The sequence below is a fragment of the Phyllobacterium sp. genome (genome assembly GCF_037994425.1).
In the GTDB taxonomy this organism is placed as follows: domain Bacteria; phylum Pseudomonadota; class Alphaproteobacteria; order Rhizobiales; family Rhizobiaceae; genus Phyllobacterium.
Map to the genome: position 1 here is coordinate 1 of NZ_JBBNAM010000082.1, position 15,556 is coordinate 15,556.

Consider the following 15,556-nt stretch of genomic DNA (forward strand, 5'->3'; position numbering starts at 1 on the left):
TTTCCTTGCCGCGGTAGACGAGCGTCGTGTCGACGCCAAGACCGTGGAAAATGTTGGCAAACTCCACGGCGATATAGCCGCCGCCTTCGATGACGATCGCCTTGGGCAATTCCTCAAGATGAAACGCCTCGTTGGAGCTGATGCACAATTCGTGTCCGGGTAGCGCCACGTGCGGATTGGGATGACCACCCGTCGCCACGAGAATCTGGTCCGCGGTCACCCTTTTGCCAGTCTTCAGGATTTCGACCGTGTGTTCATCGATGAGCACTGCGCGACTCTCATGGACCTCGACATCGGAACTGTCGAGCCCTCGCCGGTAGAGGCCTTCGAGGCGGGCGATCTCGCGATCCTTGTTGGCAACGAGGGTCGGCCAGTCGAACGTCGCCTCCCCGACGCTCCAGCCATAGCCGGCCGACGCTTCGAAATGCTCCGGGAACTGCGACGCGTAGACGAAAAGTTTCTTTGGAACACAGCCACGGATGACGCAGGTACCGCCCATCCGATATTCTTCGGCAAGTCCAACCCTCTTCCCCATCGCGCCCGCAAGCCTTGCTGCGCGCACACCGCCTGATCCGCCCCCGATGACGAAGAGGTCATAATCATAGGCTGTCATGGCGCGGCACTCCGAATCTGATCAGGTTCACTGCATATGGGTTCTATCGCGGCGTCTTGAAAGAACAAAGCCCAGCGCGAGGCCGGGCTTCTTGGAAAACTCAGCGGATCGATGCTGTCATTGCTTCGGCTTGGCCGGCGCTTCGGCCTTGGCCGGTGCAGCCGGTGCCATGGCGGCAGCAGTCGCGGCAATCTTCTCAGCGACGGCCTGCGCCAGGTCGCGGGCGACACCGCGCTGCCAGATGGACGCGGCCTTGTTTACCTCACGCGTGACGATCGGGCCTTCGGAAAGGAGCTTTAGGCCAGCCGGCGACGTGTAGAAGCCGGTGATGGCGTTAAGTTCTTCTTCGGTGAAGGAAACAGCATAAGCCCGGGCAGCCTCGTTCTCGAGATCGGCACGACGTGCGGCCAGTTTCAACGCCTGCTCGTCTACCGCAGTGCTGATCACCGATTCCAGATTGGGATCTTTCTGGATGAGTTCAGCCTTGAGGCCGCGCGCTGCATCCGGAAGGATCGAGTCGAACATGTCAGTCGCCTTGATGGCGGCCACCGCTGCACGAGCGGCTGCCAGGTGCGAGGGGGTGATCTCCTGCGCCTGTGCCGAGCAGAGACCGCCCAGCACGATCGCAACAGACAAGGGTGCAATCAAGCGGCGAAAGCCAGATGCAAGGTTCATGAGTTTATCGCTCCGTTTTCGTTGTCAGTGTGCGGATACCGTCAGCACCGGCCAGAATGGCCACGCGCGCCAGATCCAGAAAAAGTCCGTGCTCCACGACACCGGGAATGGCGTGCAAAGCTTGTGATAAGGCTCTTGTATCCGGAATGCGGCCAAAAGATGCATCCAGGATCAAATGCCCGCCGTCTGTAACAAATGCTTCGGCTCCCGTCATCCTCAATGTAATGGGGCCGGAAAGATCAAGTGCCGAGGCCGCACGATCGATCGCAAGCTTGGTAGCGGCAAGGCCAAAACGATTGACTTCGATCGGAAGTGGAAACGCGCCCAGCATTTCCACAAGCTTTGATTCGTCGGCGATTACGACCATGCGCTTTGAAGCCGCCGCAACGATCTTTTCGCGCAGCAATGCACCGCCCCCACCTTTGATCAACGTGAGTGCGGGATCGATTTCATCGGCACCGTCGATCGTGAGGTCGAGTTCAGGCGTCTCGTCGAGGGTCGTCAGCTTCACACCGAGTTCGCGGCAAAGCGCGGCGGTACGCTCTGAAGTCGGCACGCCAATGACATTCAAGCCGTCCTTCACCCTTGCTGCGAGTAATCTTACAAATTCCTCCGCTGTCGAGCCCGTTCCGATGCCGAGCCGCATGCCGTCTTCAACAAAGGTCAGCGCCTCTGCGGCCGCCTTGATCTTCAGTGTTCTGGCATCCATGGGTGGTGCGCCTTCTTGTAGCTTTGACTTGATATCGCTTTGCCTTGACATTGGGCTCCCTAACACGTCAGACGGTCGGGTCAAGGCTCAATGCCTCATTTATCCTTGCCCAATCATCGCGCGTGGCTAGGCGAGTGCTGGTAACGCACGAATATTTGCATCTTTCGCCCCGAACCGCGGATGTCACAGGAAAAAATATGCCTCAGCCAATCGTTGTTTTCGACCTGGATGGAACTCTGGTGGATACGGCTCCAGATCTGCTCGACAGTCTCAATCATTGTCTCGACGCTAAAGGCATGGAGAAGGTCGATCCTGTCGCCCTGCGCCGCTATGTCGGCCATGGCGGGCGCGTCATGATAGAACGCGCCTTCGAGGCGCAGCAGAAACATTTGAGCGCGGAAGAGCTCGACCGGCTGGTCGACATCTTCATTGAACACTACGGCAAGCATATGCCGGGTCGGTCCGCCCTCTATGAAGGTGCCGAGCAGGCGATGGAAGATCTCGCGCAGGCTGGATACATCCTTGCCGTATGCACCAACAAATTCGAAGGGCTGTCGGTCAATCTGCTCAACGGACTTGGCCAGGCATCGCGCTTCAGCGCGATCTGCGGCGGCGACACGTTCTCCTTCCGCAAGCCGGACCCGCGCCATCTCGTTGAGACTATCCGCAAGGCAAGCGGCGACCCGCAACGCGCCGTCATGATTGGCGACAGCCGAACGGACATCGATACGGCTAAGGCAGCGGGAATTCCCGTGGTTGCCGTCGACTTCGGCTATTCAGATCTGCCTGTGTCGGCCTATGATCCGAGCCGTGTCATCTCGCATTTCCGCGAACTCAAGGTGGAACTGGCCGACGCGTTGATAGGCGCTGTCGATGCCTGACCCACGCCGGTCAGGCGGAACAAACTGACGGACGCAACGTTTAAGCTTGCAAGATAAAAGGCCGTTGGCCCAAATCCGCTTATTTCTTACTTCTATAAAAATGGCGAGATTTATGTCTCGCAAGGAGGAGAAATTGAAGAAGCTGACCTCAATACTATCTGCTTTAGGAATGGTTGGGGCGATAACGACTACTGGGAGCGGGCCAGCCTACTCGGCTCCGATTGTTCCGGTGAGTATCGAAACCGGCGGCACCAACATCGAACAGGTGCAATACAGGCGCCATTGGCGCGGCGGCGGCTGGAATGGCAACCGTTATTGGCGCGGCGACCGCGGTTGGCGTGGAGGGCCGTACTGGCGCGGCAACCGCTATTGGGGCGGGTATGGTGGCTATCGTGGCTATGGCGGGTATGGCGGCTATCGTGGCTATGGAGGCTACCGCTATTATCGGCCCGGATACAGCTATTATGACGGCGCCTGGTTTCCGCTAGCAGCGCTGGGCACCGGTCTGATCATAGGTAATGCGTTGAGCGCGCCCCCAATCTATGGTGGACCGGTTTATCGGACCGGCGGATCACATGTGCAATGGTGCTACAATCGCTATCGGTCGTATCGGGCCTACGATAATACGTTTCAGCCCTATTACGGATCACGCCGTCAGTGCATTTCACCCTATTGAAGGTGCGATCAGCGCGATTCATCAAGCCCAGGCCCAGTATCCCGGGCTTTTTTGCGTTGAACTGCGCCCCAACGCGCCCATGGAATAGACGAAAAGCGGTGCGCGCTTGCCTCTATCGCGACGCTGCTGCCTAATTTTTAGTCGGGGTCGCTACATGCCGGCTTAAACGATGGAATGTGCTTGCTTTTTTCCATGAACCCGCTTGAATGTCCCCTATTATGAAGGGGATTTTGAGTGAAGCCATTTGACGAGATGATCAAAACCGGCGGTGACGTTCGCCCGCCCTACGAACAACTGAAATGCTGGCTCGATACCCAGAACCCCGAACGGTTGGCGCAAAAGGCGCTTGATGCGGAAAACGTTTTTCGCAAGACCGGGATCACATTCGCCGTCTATGGCGACGAAGAAGCGGCCGAGCGCATCATTCCCTTCGACATCATTCCGCGTATCATCACCGGCAACGAGTGGCGCCGGATGTCGCAGGGCATCGAACAGCGTGTCATGGCTCTCAACGCCTTCCTCGACGATATCTACCACCGCCAGGAAATCATTCGTGCCGGACGCATCCCGCGCGAACTTTTCATTCACAATGATGCCTACCTGCCCGAAATGGTCGGGTTCCGCCCGCCAGGCAATGTCTATACGCATATCATCGGTGTAGATATCGTAAGGACGCAGGAAAACCAGTTCTACGTCCTCGAAGACAATGCCCGCACACCTTCCGGCGTTTCCTACATGCTGGAAAACCGCGAAACGATGATGCAGCTGTTCCCGGAGCTCTTCCAGCAAATCAAGGTTCGCCCCGTCGAGACATACCCGAAGCTTCTGCGGCAATCGCTTGCGGCGGTCGCGCCCCCCGGATGCAAGGGTCCTCCAACGATCGCCGTCCTGACCCCTGGTATTTATAATTCGGCCTATTTCGAACATGCATTTCTAGCCGACCAGATGGGCGTTGAGCTTGTCGAAGGCAGCGACCTCAAGGTGGATGACGGCAGGGTGGTGATGCGGACCACCGAAGGCAATCGCGCCATCGACGTGCTCTACCGGCGTGTGGACGACTCCTTCCTCGATCCCCTCACCTTTCGCAGGGATTCCGCGCTCGGCGTTCCTGGAATCATGGATGTATATCGTTCGGGGAACATTACGATCGCCAACGCACCGGGCACCGGCATTGCCGACGACAAGGCGCTTTATTCCTACATGCCGGAAATCGTCGAGTTCTACACAGGGCGCAAAGCGATCCTCGAGAATGTTCCGACGCATCGCTGCTCGGAGCCAGACACGCTCACCTACGTCCTCGAAAACCTCGCCGATCTCGTGGTCAAGGAGGTCCATGGATCGGGGGGCTACGGTATGCTGGTTGGCCCGGCCTCCTCGAAAAAGGAGCGTGAAACTTTCGCGGCCAAACTCAAGGCGAACCCCAAGAACTACATTGCTCAGCCGACGCTGGCCCTTTCGACGACGCCAATCATGACCGAGAAGGGCCTCGCGCCGCGCCATGTCGATTTGCGCCCCTTCGTCCTCGTTTCTGACCGAATACGCATCACCCCCGGCGGATTGACCCGCGTCGCGCTCAAGGAAGGCTCGCTCGTCGTCAATTCCAGCCAGGGCGGTGGAACCAAGGACACCTGGGTGCTCGACGACTAGTGATCCACGGCACCATTTGATCAAGGACCGCCAAAGTCGGTTCCAGAATAACGAGGGATGACACTAGAAAATGCTGCTTGGCCGAACCGCAAATGGTCTCTACTGGATGTTCCGTTATATCGAGCGCGCCGAAAATATGGCGCGGCTGATCGATGCCGGTTTGCGCATGGCGCTTACCAAGACGTCCGACGCTCCAGAAGAATGGTCATCCGTGCTGATGAGCGCCGGCGTCAAGATCGGCTACGACAGCAAATACAGCGAATACAACGCCAGCCTCGTGTCCGATTTCCTGCTTCGCGACCTCAGCAATCCATCGAGCGTGATGTCTTGCGTCGAAACGGCCCGCCTCAATGCACGCATGGTGCGCACGGCATTGACCCGCGAAGCGTGGGAAAGTGTCAACGATACGTGGATGATCCTCAAATCGACTCTGGCCAACCCCATTCCGGAAACCGAATTGCCGCGCGTTCTTGACCAGATCAAGCGCGAAACAGCAATCATTCGCGGCGCATTCCATGGAACGATGTTGCGCAACGAGATCTTCAATTTTGCGCGTATCGGAACGTTCATCGAGCGCGGCGATAACACGGCCCGCATCCTCGACGTCAAATATTACGTACTGCTTCCGTCGATCTCCTATGTCGGCACGACGCTCGACAACTTTCAGTGGGAATCGATCCTGCGCTCGGTCTCGGCCCATCGCTCCTATCGCTGGGTCTACGACGTCGAATACAATCCCGTGAACATTGCCGACTATCTGATCCTCAACTCCCGCATGCCGCGTTCGTTGAACTTCTGCTACTCGAACATCGTCGACAATCTCAGATTTCTTGCCAACGATTACGGCAGGCGTCACGAATGCCACGACATGTCGGAAAGCATCATGACACGGCTGCAGGACAATGATATCCGAACCATATTCGACAGTGGCCTGCACGAGTTTTTGAGCGACCTCATCTATCAAACGAACAGCTTGAGCACGAAGATTGCTCAAGCCTACAACTTCGATTGAAGATCCATGCTTCTCAATATCCAGCATATTTCCAACTATCACTACGACGCTCCGGTGCAATATTCGGTGTTGCGGCTGCGGATGCACCCGCAAAGCGGCCCGGGTCAAAAGGTGATAGACTGGTCGGTGCATGTGGAAGGTGCGACGCAGGAAGCAAACTATCGCGATGGCTACGGCAACCGCACCATGCTGACCAGGTTGCAGCGCGAGACGGAGCGCCTCGTTATCCGTGCCACGGGCCAGGTCGAGACCGAGGACAAGGCCGGCGTTTTCGGCAAGGTCTATAATTTCATGCCGGTCTGGCTATATGAGCGCGAGACTGCTCTGACCAAGCCGGGCGACGCGATCCGCGCCCTCGCGACCGGCCTCGATAACAGCTTGGGGCGGCTTCCGCTCATGCACGAGCTTATGGGACTTCTGCATCAAAGGGTCGTCTACACGCCAGGCTCGACGACGATCACCACGACTGCCGAAGAAGCCCTCATTAATGGCAAAGGCGTGTGTCAGGACCATACGCATATCTTTCTTTCGGCAGCGCGGATCCTTGGGATACCCGCGCGCTACGTCTCGGGCTACCTCATGCTCAATCACACCATCGAACAGACCGCCAGTCACGCCTGGGCCGAAGTTCATATCGATGGGCTTGGCTGGGTAGGCTTCGACGCGGCCAACAATATCTGTCCAAACGAAACCTACGTGCGCGTCGCCTGCGGCCTTGATTATCGCGAAGCGGCGCCGATTTCGGGAATACGCATGGGGCCCGGCATTGAATCACTTGCCGTCGAGGTTAATGTAGAGCAGTAATCGGCTCTGACATTTTCGATTCTGGGATTTCATGATGACCTATTGTGTGGGGCTCAAACTGGACCGCGGCCTCGTGTTCATGTCTGACACGAGAACCAATGCGGGTGTCGACAATATTTCGACATTCAAGAAGATGTACACCTGGGCCAAAACCGGCGATCGCGTCATCACATTGCTATCGGCTGGCAATCTTGCCACCACGCAAGCCGTCATCAGCATTCTCAACGAGCGTACGAAAATGCCGTCCGAAAGGGCGCCTTCCATTTATGATATGCCGTCGATGTTCCAGACGGCACGCCTCGTCGGCGATACGATCCGGCATGTCATCGAAGAGGTCGGTGCCGGCGGCCAGCGCGCCGATTCGTTCGGCGCGTCGATAATACTCGGCGGCCAGATCAAGGGCGGCGATCCGCGCATCTTCCTTATTTATCCCGAGGGCAACTTCATCGAATCGACGCCCGATACGCCGTTCTTCCAGATCGGCGAGCACAAATATGGCAAGCCGATCATCGTCCGGTCCTACGATCCGGCAATGACCTTCGAGGAAGCAACCAAGCTGCTTCTTGTCTCATTCGATTCGACTCTGAAATCCAATCTTTCCGTGGGCCTGCCGCTCGATCTGCAATTCTATCAGGCGGATAGTTTCAGGCTTGGCTTCGAAAAACGCATCGAACGCCATGATCCCTATTATGAAATGATTTCAGATGGCTGGTCGCAAGCCTTGAAGCTCGCGCTTCAAAGCCTGCCGCCCTTCGAAATCGAACCTAGAGGTCAGTAAAAGGTTAGAGTCTGTTTGAGGACGTCGGTAGCTGATACGTCGCGGACGAGGCGCAGCATATTGCGTAGCGGGCGCGCCGGCTGACATCGCCATTGTCTTCGTATTGCCGCTCAGCTGAGTTCCTGGGCGAGCCCGATGAGAAGCCCTTCAGGTCCACGGATGTAGCAGAGTCGATACGCGTCTTTATACTGGACTACGTCGCCTACCAGCTGCGCGCCCCGCGTGCGCAGCCTTTGAAGCGTCTCGTCGATGTCGTCCACGGCGAACATGACCCGCAGGTAGCCTAGGGCGTTGACCGGGGCGTTCCGGTGATCTGCGACGACAGGCGGCGCGAGGAAGCGGGAGAGCTCGAGCCGGCTGTGGCCGTCCGGTGTGCGCATCATGGCAATCTCGACATGCTGATCGCCCAGTCCAGTGACACGTCCGGCCCATTCTCCTTCGATGGTGGCCCGCCCTTCAAGCTCGAGGCCGAATTCGCGAAAGAAATCAATCGTCGTTCCGAGGTCTTCGACGACGATTCCTACGTTGTCCATCCGCTTGATCGCCATGTTTTCCGATCTCCAAGGTGTCGTTCCAATCTACAAGGTGTCGTTTAGTCTAACAACGGGCGCTTGAGGTGCCCAACACCGATAGATGATGACATGTGGACGTGCGGTCGTGTCCGCATTTCTACAATTCTGCGAGCAGCGATAGCTAGAGCTTGGCCGTCTGCGCAGTGACCGGACTGCCCTCGCGCACTGCCCGGGTCTTGTCGATGGCCTTCTGCAGATAGGCGTCGCGCTCGTAGACATCGTCGTAGAACTTGATCTCACCCGTCGCCGCGTCCGGCCAGGCCGTAAAATACGAGACGTAGACCGGCAGCGGGTTCGTCACCCTGACACTGCGCTCGTTCTTGCCGAAATAGGGCTTCAGATCCTCGACCGGCATACCAAGCACGGCAGCAGCCATATCGCGAGGATGTTCCAAACGTATGCAGCCATGGCTGAGCGCACGCATGTCCCGCTGGAAATAGGACTTTGCCGGCGTGTCGTGCATGTAGATGTCATGGCTATTGGGGAACAGGATCTTGAGTTCACCCAGTGCATTGTCGAGACTCGGCTTCTGGCGAATGCCGACGCCGCCGCCGTTCGCTGCAACTTGTGACCAGTTCACCGCGCTCGACGGAATGACGCGTCCTGATTTGTCGTAGACCTCGTAGCCGCTGCCTTCGAGATAGGACGGATTATTGAGGATTTTCGGCATCATCTCGTTGAGGATGATCGAACGCGGCACGCCCCATGACGGGTTGAACACCACCGTTTCGATGGTGTCGTAGAAGAAATAGGTCTGGTTTGTTGGCGATCCGACGACGATATTCATCGCCAGCTTTTCAGCGCCACCATCGAAATACTGGGCGCGATAGGCCGGCTGATTGACGAACACATAGCGTTGGCCGAAATCGTGCGGCAGCCAGCGCAGCCGCTCCATCGAATAGACGATGCGGTCGCGCTTCGACGCATTCGATTCAGCCTGAAGCGCCCCGATGGTGCTGCTGCCGATCACGCCGTCAGGCTTGCGTCCCTGGTCCCGCTGAAAATCCCTGATGGCTTCGACGAGACTGTCGTCATAAACGCTGGCATTCTCGTGGGAACGCAGCACCTCTTCGTGAAGAATAAGATAGTCTTTCGGCGCCTTGGCCTTGATCAGGGCTACTACATTGCGCAGTTCCGGACTTTCCTCGCCTGGGCGGATCTTGGTGCCTGGAGCAACACGGACGGTCGGCTCTTTCGTATCGCCAAGGTCACTGAGGCTTTGCTTCAATTCCGCGTACCATTTGTTCTGCGGAGCAAAGGCGGCAAGCACCGCACGCGGATCGCCGGCTGTTGCAAGCTGATCCATCACCTCGTGCGGCTTGACGCGGTCGAGCGCAAAATCATGGAAGCCGCTGAGGCGGTTCGGATTGATCCGGCCGTCGCCCTGATCCATTGCATAGCGCAAGGCGCGGGCCGACAGGGTGAGTTCGAACTCCGCAAGCTCCTTGAGCCGCGCCGGGATGTTGCTGCGATCGTAATCGTCAGCCGGCACCTTGACCGCGTAGTCCGCCGGATCGAGCCCGTCTTCGTTTGCCTTGGCAAAAAGCGCAATGACTGCTTTCGCCTTTGGCGTTACGTCATAGGATGCGGTCCAGATCGGTTGCTGCTTGGCTACGTAATAGGAAACAACCGCATCAGCGATATTTTTTTCCGCAAGTACGTGAGCATCCTTGAGGTGATCGAGCTTCAGCCCGAAGCGTTCCATTTGCGGTGGCGAGACGATACCATGGTCGGCAGAGGCTGTAAGTTGCGGATCGACCCTGGAGAAATCGATCTGGGTAACCTGCTCGGCCTTGTAGTCGTAATTCGTCGGGGCAGTGACAGTCACGCGCTTGATCGGAGCGGACGAGCGCCTTGCAGAACCCGATGGATCACCGACCGCCTCACCCGGTCGCAACACACGCGGCTGGGCGACTGGCTGGGAACCAACGCGGCGTGGGCCGAACAACAGCTCCATCAGATTGTTCGCCGCAGATGCGGGCGACAACGGCACCGCTGTTGCCGAAAGCATCGCGGCCAAAAAGATCGCCCGTTTCTTGGAATAGGAATTCATGATGTCCGCCCGGATGGTACTTGCGCCCACGGGTGATCATGGGCCGGCCTCTGATTTGGTGTTCGGCCAGTTTCATCGCATCCTATTTAGAATCTTTTAACAATGCCCGCCGGTCGTTTGATAATTCTTCGACGCCACAATTTTACGCTGTGTGCCGATTTCGACACATGCGATCAAGCGGATTCAGTAAGCGGAAACAACGGGCCGGATATTCAGCGCCGCCGTATGGCAGGCTCGCGGCTCAGACCCTTTTCGGCAAGATCATCGAGATAAGCCTGCCAGCGGCTATCCTTGTTGCGCCCAAGTTCAATCAGGTAATCCCAACTGAAGAGACCTGTATCGTGCATGTCATCGAAAATGATGCGAACGGCATAATTGCCGACAGGCTCCATTTTTGTGATCTCGACATTGATCTTGCCGGCCACGGTGACGCGCTGCTCGGGCGAGTGACCCTGCACTTCCGCCGAGGGAGATGCGACACGCAGGAGTTCGGCAGAAAGATTATAGGTTTCGCCATTGTCGAAGCTGACCGTCAGAGACCGGCGGTCCCTGCTGACGCGCAATTCTTTCGGCCAGGCATTCGTCATGGTGTATAATCCTTAGGTTCGCGGCCTCTGTGTAGGCATCCGACGGCCAGCTCGCAAGGCGGCATATAATTTTCGTTGAAACAGCATGCTACCGACGATGACTGGACAAGCAAGCGGCCACACCTTATCTCTCCTTTAGGAGGAAGCTCTTGGACCACGTTTCATTGCTCGAAAGACCGCTCATTCAGGCGCCTATGGTCGACCCGTTCGGTCGAACGATCAGCTATTTGCGGGTTTCGGTGACGGATCGTTGCGATTTTCGCTGCACCTATTGCATGTCCGAGCACATGACGTTTCTGCCGAAGCAGGACCTACTGACGCTCGAGGAACTTGATCGGCTCTGCACCGCTTTCATCGATCGGGGCGTCAAGAAGCTGCGCCTCACGGGCGGCGAGCCACTCGTTCGCAAGAATATCATGCATCTGATCGCCGAACTGTCGCGTCATCTCCAGTCTGGCGCGCTCGAAGAGTTGACCTTGACCACGAATGGCTCGCAACTGTCGCGTTTTGCCAGCGAACTCGCTTCTCATGGCGTCAGACGCATTAACGTTTCGCTCGACACGCTCCATCCGGACAAGTTCCGTGAGATCACCCGTTGGGGCGATTTCGGCCGTGTCATGGCGGGCATCGATGCCGCCCAGGCCGCAGGCATCAAGGTCAAATTGAATGCTGTCGCCCTCAAAGGCTTCAACGATCAGGAAATACCCGAAATGATCCGCTGGGCCCATGGGCGCGGGATGGACCTGACGCTGATTGAAACCATGCCGATGGGCGAGATCGATCTCGACCGCACCGATCAATATCTGCCACTGTCGCTCGTGCGCTCGAAACTGAGCGAGGAATTCACGCTCAACGACATCCCTTACAAGACTGGTGGTCCAGCGCGCTATGTCGAAGTCAAGGAAACAGGAGGCCGCCTCGGCTTCATAACGCCGATGACACATAACTTCTGCGAAAGCTGCAATCGCGTCCGCCTCACCTGCACCGGCACACTCTATATGTGCCTCGGACAGGAAGATGCGGCTGATCTGCGCGCGCCGTTGAGGGCATCGGAAGGCAACAGCCTTCTCAACGACGCCATCGATGAAGCGATCGGACGCAAGCCTAAGGGCCACGACTTCATCATCGATCGCCGACACAATCGCCCTGCGGTCTCACGCCACATGAGCGTTACCGGCGGCTAGTATCCAATGATTCTGAATGCGCGGATTGATACAGGCTGATATATCAATCTTTGCGATTCCGGAGGAGGATCGCTGTAGTTCGGATAAACAATCTTGGCATTATCTCCCAATCTTCGCGGCGCGCTGTACATGGCCATCGGCATGGCCAGCTTCACTTTCAACGATGCGACGGTGAAATACGTTGGCGAGCACATGAACATGGGCCAGGTCATGCTGGTCCGCGGGTCCATCGCCACAGTGCTGATCCTTGCCCTGGCCTGGCACAAGGGCATGCTGATTCCCCTGCGCGAAGCTCTGCACAAAATGACAATTGTCAGGGTCGTCGGCGAGGTGGTCGGCACCCTCAGTTTTCTGGTTGCCCTCGTTCACGTCCCCCTTGCACTAACCTCGGCGATCCTTCAGGCACTGCCCCTTGCCGTTACCATGGGCGCCGCGATGTTCTTCGGAGAGCCTGTCGGCTGGCGCCGCTGGGTTGCCATCGCTGTCGGGTTTTGCGGCGTGCTCATTATCGTGCGGCCAGGCGGCGAAGGCGTCAGCCCTTATATCCTGCTGATCGTCGTTACCGTCATTTTTGCAGCACTGCGGGACCTTGCAACGCGCAAGGTTCCCAGAACCATTCCCGTTCTCATGATTTCGGCACTGACATCGATCGGCGTATCGCTTGCAGGCGTTGCCATGATCGGCCCGCTAGGCGGCTGGACTCCGATGTCCTTGACCAACACATTGCTGCTGGTGCTCGCCGCCTGTTGCGTCATCGTCGCCTACCATTTTCTCATTCTTGCAATGCGTGAGGGCGAAATCTCATTCGTCGCTCCCTTCCGCTACACCAGCCTACTCTGGGCAATCCTGCTCGGCTTTCTGTTTTTCGGCGACTTGCCGGATTTGCCAATGGTCGTCGGCTCCATCATCGTCATTGGCAGTGGCCTCTATACGCTTTACCGTGAGCAAATCGTCGGCCGCATGAGGCCGGTCGAAATCGCGGCGGCAGCGGCGACAACATCACCCGACGGAGTCTAGTGTGCGGATCGCGGGCATAATTCTGGCTGGGGGACAATCTCGCCGCATGGATGGTGAGGACAAGGCCCTACTGGCATTCGGCGACCGCCGCCTGATCGATCACGTTTACGACCGCTTGTCGCGCCAGATCGATCCTATCGCCATCAACAGCAATGGGGATGCTGACCGGTTTGCCAATCTGAAGGTCCCCGTGATTTCGGACAACGTACATGGGTTTGTTGGCCCCCTCGCCGGTCTCCATGCTGGCATGGAATGGGCTGCGAACCACACACTGCCATTCTCGCATATCCTTAGCGTCGCGACAGATACACCCTTCTTCCCTGACGATCTTTTGGCGAAACTCCACCATACGATCCTCAATGCGGAAGACCACATCGGCGTCGCCGCAACTGGCGGCAGGCTCCACCCTACATTCGGCCTTTGGCCGATTTCTCTGCGATCCGATCTGCGCAACTGGCTGAGCGACCCGTCCAATCGACGGGTTACGTCTTGGCTGCAACGCCATCCGCATAGTGTCGCGGAATTCCCTTTTCTCGTTACGCAGACAGGCGATCGGTTCGATCCGTTTTTCAATATCAATACACCGCAGGATATCTCCGCCGCGCGCGATCAATGGAAGATAGCAGGATGACCCCCGGCAAGCATCGCATTTTCGGCATTACGGGCTGGAAGAATTCGGGCAAGACGACGCTGGCGGTCAAACTCGTCGGGGAACTTATTGGCCGCGGCTGGAAAGTGTCGACCGTCAAGCATGCGCACCATGATTTCGACATCGACAAGGAGGGAACGGACTCCTATCGGCATCGCAAGGCTGGTGCGGGTGAAGTCGCCATCGTATCCGATCAGCGCTGGGCGCTTATGCATGAATTGTCGGGTGAAGGTGAACCCGCGCTCGCCGAAATCATCGCCCGATTTGCTTCCTGCGACCTTGTCCTCGTCGAAGGCTACAAGCGCGAACAACACAAGAAACTCGAGGCGAGAAGGTTGGACGCGCGATCAAACGACCCCTTGTCGGCCAACGATCCCACCATCGTCGCCATTGCCAGCGATTATCCTGTAACCGGGGAGACGATTCCCGTTTTCGATCTCGATGACATTGCGGGCCTTGCCGATCTTATCGAACGTGAAATGCAACTTACGCGTGGTGCGCGTTAGAAAATGACATTTCAACCAGAGCGCGCGCAACAAAAGTATTAGACGCCGGTGTTTGTGTGATTTTGCCGGCCGGATTTGGTCGTCACCGAACGATTCCCGGTTGCATTTCGTCAAAAACTAGTGGGAATATCGCCGCCAGTAGCAGTAACAGCTGCGACTTGCCCGGAAGGCTGTCCAAAAGAAACAGGGGAACAGCCGGGCCACAATAGAGAGGTTCAAATAAATGCGTATCACCAAGCGTCTCGCACTTGCGATTTCCGCTGCAGCCATCGCCTTTACCATGGGTGCCGCCCACGCAGAGGACGCCCTGAAGCTGACGATTGCTTCTGAAGGAGCCTACCCGCCTTTCAATAACCTGACACCCGATGGCAAGCTTGAAGGCTTCGACATCGATATTGGCAATGCTCTTTGCGAAGAGATGAAGGCGCAGTGCACCTGGGTATCACAGGACTGGGACGGCATGATCCCGGCGTTGCAGGCCGGCAAGTTCGACGCGATCATCGCGTCCATGTCGATCACACCCGAACGCCTTGAGAAGGTCGACTTCTCCAAGAAGTACTACAATACCCCGCCAGCCATTGCCGTACCGAAGGATTCCGACATCAAGGATATCAGCCCGGAAGCACTGAAGGGCAAGACCCTCGGGGTTCAGGCATCCACCAGCCACTCGAATTTTGCCCAGGCGAAATATGCCGGCTCGGACCTGAAGATGTATCCGACGGCTGACGAATATAAGCTCGACATTTCCAACGGCCGTGTTGATGCCGTCATGGATGACGTGGTCGTCCTCGGTCAGTGGCTCGACAGCGATGCCGGCTCCTGCTGCAAGCTCCTTGGCACAATCACGCCCGATCCGGCGATCCACGGCCCCGGCGCCGGCGTAACGGTCAAGAAGGGTAACACCGCCCTCGCCGACAAGTTCACCACCGCGATCGCAGCCATTCGCAAGAATGGAAAGTACAAGGAAATCAACGACAAGTACTTCAAGATCGACGTTTACGGCGGCGAAGATTGAGCTGTTTGGATTGACCTGACAAAAACGAATGGCGGGCAGCCGCCATTCGCTGAACTTCAAAAAATGACGGGCAGGCCGGACTAAAGTGCCTTGGGGAAATTGCCCGCGAACCAGAAAGTTGCCGATGGAAGGCTCAATAGCATTACTCGGGTTTGGCGAGGGCGGATGGGGCCCAAGC

General features: G+C 57.3%; 17 protein-coding genes. 11 read left to right on the forward strand and 6 right to left on the reverse strand.

Annotated elements, in window-relative coordinates; genetic code table 11:
* From AAAB35_RS06160 to rpiA, 3 genes are all read right to left on the reverse strand, one after another.
* Positions 1-613: FAD-dependent oxidoreductase (locus AAAB35_RS06160; RefSeq protein WP_340667329.1), on the reverse strand; the 613-nt coding region annotated here is incomplete at its 3' end.
* 117 nt (positions 614-730) lie between these two features.
* Positions 731-1,288 carry a DUF2059 domain-containing protein gene (locus AAAB35_RS06165; RefSeq protein WP_340667330.1) on the reverse strand — a complete coding sequence of 186 codons (558 nt, stop codon included), beginning with the start codon at positions 1,286-1,288 and terminating at the stop codon, positions 731-733.
* 4 nt (positions 1,289-1,292) lie between these two features.
* Positions 1,293-1,997 (reverse strand): ribose-5-phosphate isomerase RpiA, encoded by a 705-nt coding sequence (gene rpiA, locus AAAB35_RS06170; RefSeq protein WP_340667331.1) that lies wholly within the window; start codon positions 1,995-1,997, stop codon positions 1,293-1,295.
* A 197-nt stretch (positions 1,998-2,194) separates the two neighbouring features.
* On the opposite strand from rpiA, the gene AAAB35_RS06175 reads away from it, so the two are divergent.
* The 6 genes from AAAB35_RS06175 to AAAB35_RS06200 all read left to right on the forward strand — a co-directional run bounded on the left by AAAB35_RS06175 (position 2,195) and on the right by AAAB35_RS06200 (position 7,795).
* Positions 2,195-2,878, forward strand: coding sequence for an HAD family hydrolase (locus tag AAAB35_RS06175; protein ID WP_340667332.1), 684 nt, complete (start codon positions 2,195-2,197; stop codon positions 2,876-2,878).
* A gap of 133 nt (positions 2,879-3,011) precedes the next feature.
* Positions 3,012-3,554 carry a BA14K family protein gene (locus tag AAAB35_RS06180; protein WP_340667333.1) on the forward strand — a complete coding sequence of 181 codons (543 nt, stop codon included), beginning with the start codon at positions 3,012-3,014 and terminating at the stop codon, positions 3,552-3,554.
* A gap of 234 nt (positions 3,555-3,788) precedes the next feature.
* Positions 3,789-5,201 carry a circularly permuted type 2 ATP-grasp protein gene (locus tag AAAB35_RS06185; RefSeq protein ID WP_340667334.1) on the forward strand — a complete coding sequence of 471 codons (1,413 nt, stop codon included), beginning with the start codon at positions 3,789-3,791 and terminating at the stop codon, positions 5,199-5,201.
* Positions 5,202-5,271: 70 nt separating this feature from the next.
* Positions 5,272-6,213 carry an alpha-E domain-containing protein gene (locus tag AAAB35_RS06190; protein ID WP_340667335.1) on the forward strand — a complete coding sequence of 314 codons (942 nt, stop codon included), beginning with the start codon at positions 5,272-5,274 and terminating at the stop codon, positions 6,211-6,213.
* Positions 6,214-6,219: 6 nt separating this feature from the next.
* Positions 6,220-7,017 carry a transglutaminase family protein gene (locus AAAB35_RS06195; protein WP_340667336.1) on the forward strand — a complete coding sequence of 266 codons (798 nt, stop codon included), beginning with the start codon at positions 6,220-6,222 and terminating at the stop codon, positions 7,015-7,017.
* A gap of 34 nt (positions 7,018-7,051) precedes the next feature.
* Positions 7,052-7,795 carry a proteasome-type protease gene (locus AAAB35_RS06200; RefSeq protein WP_340667344.1) on the forward strand — a complete coding sequence of 248 codons (744 nt, stop codon included), beginning with the start codon at positions 7,052-7,054 and terminating at the stop codon, positions 7,793-7,795.
* A 110-nt stretch (positions 7,796-7,905) separates the two neighbouring features.
* Here AAAB35_RS06200 and AAAB35_RS06205 read toward each other — a convergent pair whose 3' ends face one another.
* The 3 genes from AAAB35_RS06205 to AAAB35_RS06215 form a co-directional block, all read right to left on the reverse strand.
* On the reverse strand, positions 7,906-8,343 hold the full coding sequence (locus AAAB35_RS06205) for a VOC family protein (protein WP_340667337.1): 438 nt from the start codon (positions 8,341-8,343) through the stop codon (positions 7,906-7,908).
* Positions 8,344-8,488: 145 nt separating this feature from the next.
* A complete protein-coding gene (locus tag AAAB35_RS06210) occupies positions 8,489-10,420 on the reverse strand; it encodes a L,D-transpeptidase family protein (RefSeq protein WP_340667338.1) in 1,932 nt (643 codons plus the stop codon).
* 212 nt (positions 10,421-10,632) lie between these two features.
* Positions 10,633-11,007, reverse strand: a complete 375-nt coding sequence (locus AAAB35_RS06215; protein ID WP_340667339.1) for a DUF971 domain-containing protein — start codon at positions 11,005-11,007, stop codon at positions 10,633-10,635.
* 194 nt (positions 11,008-11,201) lie between these two features.
* Here AAAB35_RS06215 and moaA point away from each other — a divergent pair, with 194 nt between their 5' ends.
* The 5 genes from moaA to AAAB35_RS06240 all read left to right on the forward strand — a co-directional run bounded on the left by moaA (position 11,202) and on the right by AAAB35_RS06240 (position 15,378).
* Complete coding sequence (gene moaA / locus AAAB35_RS06220; RefSeq protein WP_340667345.1) at positions 11,202-12,191, forward strand: GTP 3',8-cyclase MoaA; 990 nt, start codon at positions 11,202-11,204, stop codon at positions 12,189-12,191.
* 93 nt (positions 12,192-12,284) lie between these two features.
* A complete protein-coding gene (locus AAAB35_RS06225) occupies positions 12,285-13,208 on the forward strand; it encodes a DMT family transporter (RefSeq protein ID WP_340667340.1) in 924 nt (307 codons plus the stop codon).
* A 1-nt stretch (position 13,209) separates the two neighbouring features.
* Entirely contained in the window at positions 13,210-13,839 is a 630-nt protein-coding gene (gene mobA / locus AAAB35_RS06230) for a molybdenum cofactor guanylyltransferase MobA (RefSeq protein WP_340667341.1), read from the forward strand.
* A complete protein-coding gene (gene mobB / locus AAAB35_RS06235) occupies positions 13,836-14,363 on the forward strand; it encodes a molybdopterin-guanine dinucleotide biosynthesis protein B (RefSeq protein ID WP_340667342.1) in 528 nt (175 codons plus the stop codon). Before mobA ends, mobB begins: the two co-directional genes overlap by 4 nt.
* Before the next feature lie 223 nt (positions 14,364-14,586).
* Positions 14,587-15,378, forward strand: a complete 792-nt coding sequence (locus AAAB35_RS06240) for a transporter substrate-binding domain-containing protein (RefSeq protein WP_340667343.1) — start codon at positions 14,587-14,589, stop codon at positions 15,376-15,378.
* Positions 15,379-15,556: the final 178 nt, after the last annotated feature.

Excerpts from the sequence above, each read along its gene's own strand:
- AAAB35_RS06165 (WP_340667330.1), bottom strand. The coding sequence starts at position 1,288 with ATGAACCTTGCATCTGGCTTTCGCCGCTTGATTGCACCCTTGTCTGTT.
- rpiA (WP_340667331.1), bottom strand. The coding sequence starts at position 1,997 with ATGGATGCCAGAACACTGAAGATCAAGGCGGCCGCAGAGGCGCTGACC.
- AAAB35_RS06175 (WP_340667332.1), top strand. The coding sequence starts at position 2,195 with ATGCCTCAGCCAATCGTTGTTTTCGACCTGGATGGAACTCTGGTGGAT.
- AAAB35_RS06190 (WP_340667335.1), top strand. The coding sequence starts at position 5,272 with ATGCTGCTTGGCCGAACCGCAAATGGTCTCTACTGGATGTTCCGTTAT.
- AAAB35_RS06195 (WP_340667336.1), top strand. The coding sequence starts at position 6,220 with ATGCTTCTCAATATCCAGCATATTTCCAACTATCACTACGACGCTCCG.
- AAAB35_RS06200 (WP_340667344.1), top strand. The coding sequence starts at position 7,052 with ATGACCTATTGTGTGGGGCTCAAACTGGACCGCGGCCTCGTGTTCATG.
- AAAB35_RS06205 (WP_340667337.1), bottom strand. The coding sequence starts at position 8,343 with ATGGCGATCAAGCGGATGGACAACGTAGGAATCGTCGTCGAAGACCTC.
- AAAB35_RS06210 (WP_340667338.1), bottom strand. The coding sequence starts at position 10,420 with ATGAATTCCTATTCCAAGAAACGGGCGATCTTTTTGGCCGCGATGCTT.
- AAAB35_RS06215 (WP_340667339.1), bottom strand. The coding sequence starts at position 11,007 with ATGACGAATGCCTGGCCGAAAGAATTGCGCGTCAGCAGGGACCGCCGG.
- moaA (WP_340667345.1), top strand. The coding sequence starts at position 11,202 with ATGGTCGACCCGTTCGGTCGAACGATCAGCTATTTGCGGGTTTCGGTG.
- mobB (WP_340667342.1), top strand. The coding sequence starts at position 13,836 with ATGACCCCCGGCAAGCATCGCATTTTCGGCATTACGGGCTGGAAGAAT.
- AAAB35_RS06240 (WP_340667343.1), top strand. The coding sequence starts at position 14,587 with ATGCGTATCACCAAGCGTCTCGCACTTGCGATTTCCGCTGCAGCCATC.